Origin of the sequence: Streptomyces candidus (assembly GCF_014207445.1) — a bacterium.
Taxonomy (GTDB): domain Bacteria; phylum Actinomycetota; class Actinomycetes; order Streptomycetales; family Streptomycetaceae; genus Streptomyces; species Streptomyces candidus.
Window position 1 is genome coordinate 1 of the sequence record NZ_JACHEM010000058.1, and the last position, 2,228, is coordinate 2,228.

At 67.1% G+C, this 2,228-nt stretch carries 2 protein-coding genes; both read right to left on the minus strand.

Annotation, left to right across the window (positions count from 1 at the left end):
• Positions 1 to 73 precede the first annotated feature (73 nt).
• Positions 74 to 883: an IS21-like element helper ATPase IstB gene (gene istB / locus HNQ79_RS33115; RefSeq protein ID WP_185036693.1), complete on the minus strand. Its 810-nt coding sequence runs from the start codon at positions 881 to 883 to the stop codon at positions 74 to 76.
• Positions 883 to 2,136, minus strand: a complete 1,254-nt coding sequence (istA, locus tag HNQ79_RS33120) for an IS21 family transposase (protein ID WP_185036694.1) — start codon at positions 2,134 to 2,136, stop codon at positions 883 to 885. Before istA ends, istB begins: the two co-directional genes overlap by 1 nt.
• Positions 2,137 to 2,228: the final 92 nt, after the last annotated feature.

Sequence of the window (2,228 nt, forward strand, 5' to 3'; positions counted from 1 at the left end):
TGTCGGCGACGCGTGAAAAGTGGACCAGATCCGACGGTTGAGAATTGACCCCCGGTCGGTCAGTTGATGTTGTTCATTCCCCGGTGCTGGCTGTGGGAACCCGTCCGAGGTCGCGTCCGCGCATGCGGTAGCTGTCGCCCTTGAGGGAGATGACTTCGGCGTGGTGGACGAGTCGGTCGATTATGGCTGCGGCGACGGTGTCGTCGCCGAAGACCTCGCCCCAGCGACCGAAGGGTTTGTTGCTCGTGACGATCACGGAAGCGTGTTCGTAACGCCCGGAGATGAACTGGAAGAACAGATTCGCGGCCTCGGGTTCGAAGGGGATGTAGCCGATCTCGTCCACGATGATCAGCGGGATCCGGCTGAGGCGGGTCAGTTCGTCGGCGAGGCGGCCGTTGGCATGGGCCTCGGCGAGGCGGGTGACCCACTGGGCGGCGGTGGCGAACGCGACCCGGTGACCGGCCTGGCAGGCTCTGATTCCCAGCCCGGTGGCCAAGTGGGTTTTGCCCGTGCCGGGCGGTCCGAGGAAGATCACGTTCTCCTTCCCGACGACGAAATCGAGGGTTCCGAGATGGGAGATCGTTTCCCGTTTCACGGACCGCTGATGGTCGAAGTCGAAGTCCTCGAGCGACTTCCGTGACGGGAACCGGGCGGCTCGGATGCGGCCCTCGGCGCCGTGCGAGTCCCGGGCGGCGACCTCACGTTGCAGGCAGGCCGCGAGGTACTCCTCGTGGGTCCAGCCCTCGGACCGGGCCCGGTCAGCGAGCCGGGCGACGGAATCCCGCAGGGCCGGCGCCTTCAACGACCTTGTGAGATAGGCGATCTCTGAGGTCACGTCGCGGCCGTTCCTGACGGCCTTGGTGTCATTGCCGGTCGTGGTCATCACGCTGCCCCTTCGCCTGCGGTCAGTCCGCCGTCGATGACGCCGAAGATCCGGTCGTAGGTCTCCAGCGACCGCTCCTCGACCTCGGTCCCCTGAACCGGGACCGGCTTCTTTCCGACACCGGCCGCCCTGCGGGCGGCTGCGGCAGCTGCCGCGTGGTCGGGATCGGTGATGGTCTGGTGGCGGGCCCAGCTGCGGGAATGGCGGGCGACTTCGACGCCGTCGCAGGCCACCAGGACCTGGTCCAGGTCGGCAGCGACCTCGACCCGCCGGCCGACCGCCAGCGGATGGACCGAGTAGTCGCAGGTGTCGAGGCGGACGTAGTGGTCCCGCGGCAACCGCAAAGACGCCTTCCACCAGCCCGGCGGGGAGATCGGCGGCAGCTGGAGCATCCTGGAACGGTCGGCATCGATCCGGTCAGCAGGACGGGCCTGCAACGCCCGGTGAATGCGCCGGTTGGCCTTGGCCAGCCAGTCGGCCAGCTGGATGTTGAAGTCTGCCGGACTGCTGAACACTCTCCCGGGCAGGAACGAGGTCTCCAGATAGCCGTTCGCCCGCTCGACCAGACCCTTGGATTCCGGGTCGCGGGGCTTGCAAAGGACGAACTTGATGCCCAGAAGTCCGGCGAATGCCGTGAAGTCGTCGGTGAGTTGAGGACCGCCGGCCCGCCAGGACCCGACGGCTCCCTCGTTGTCCCAGACCAGGGTCTTGGGAACAGCGCCGAGCTCGTTCAGCAGCCGCCAGTGCCCGGCGATCAGATCGGCGCCGTTCCGCGAGGGAAGCATCCGGGCTGTGATCCACCGCGAATACGCGGCGACCAACACGAGCACCGGCGGATGCCCTGTTTGCCCGAAGCCGAGCGGGATCTCGGCCGCCGGGAACCACAGATCGCACTGGGCGATCTCGCCCGCCTCATAGACCGTCCGCGAGGCCGGATCGACAGGCCGGTAGGCCGGCCGCAACTCTCGGATGCGTTCCTTCAGAACGGTCAGACCACGGTCCCAGCCGATCCGCTCGGCGATCACCGTCGCCGGCATCTCCGGCCATTGCACGAGGAGTTCACGGATCCTCGGCTCGACCGCATCCACGATCGATCCCTTCGGCGCCCGCTGGTACTTCGGCGGCGCATCATCCGCGATGGCTCTGCGAACCGTGTTCCTCGCGATCCCCAACTTCCGCGCGATCGCTCGCACCGGCATCTGCTCAGTCCGGTGAAGCCGGCGGATCTCCGCCCAGTCCTCCACGCTGATCACCCATCCTCCCGATCTGACTCAACGAGCCAGACCCTTGGAGGGGGTCAACTTTCAGGCGTCGATCGCGGTTCACTTTTGGGCCGTCGCCGACA

Excerpts from the sequence above, each read along its gene's own strand:
- istB (WP_185036693.1), bottom strand. The coding sequence starts at position 883 with ATGACCACGACCGGCAATGACACCAAGGCCGTCAGGAACGGCCGCGAC.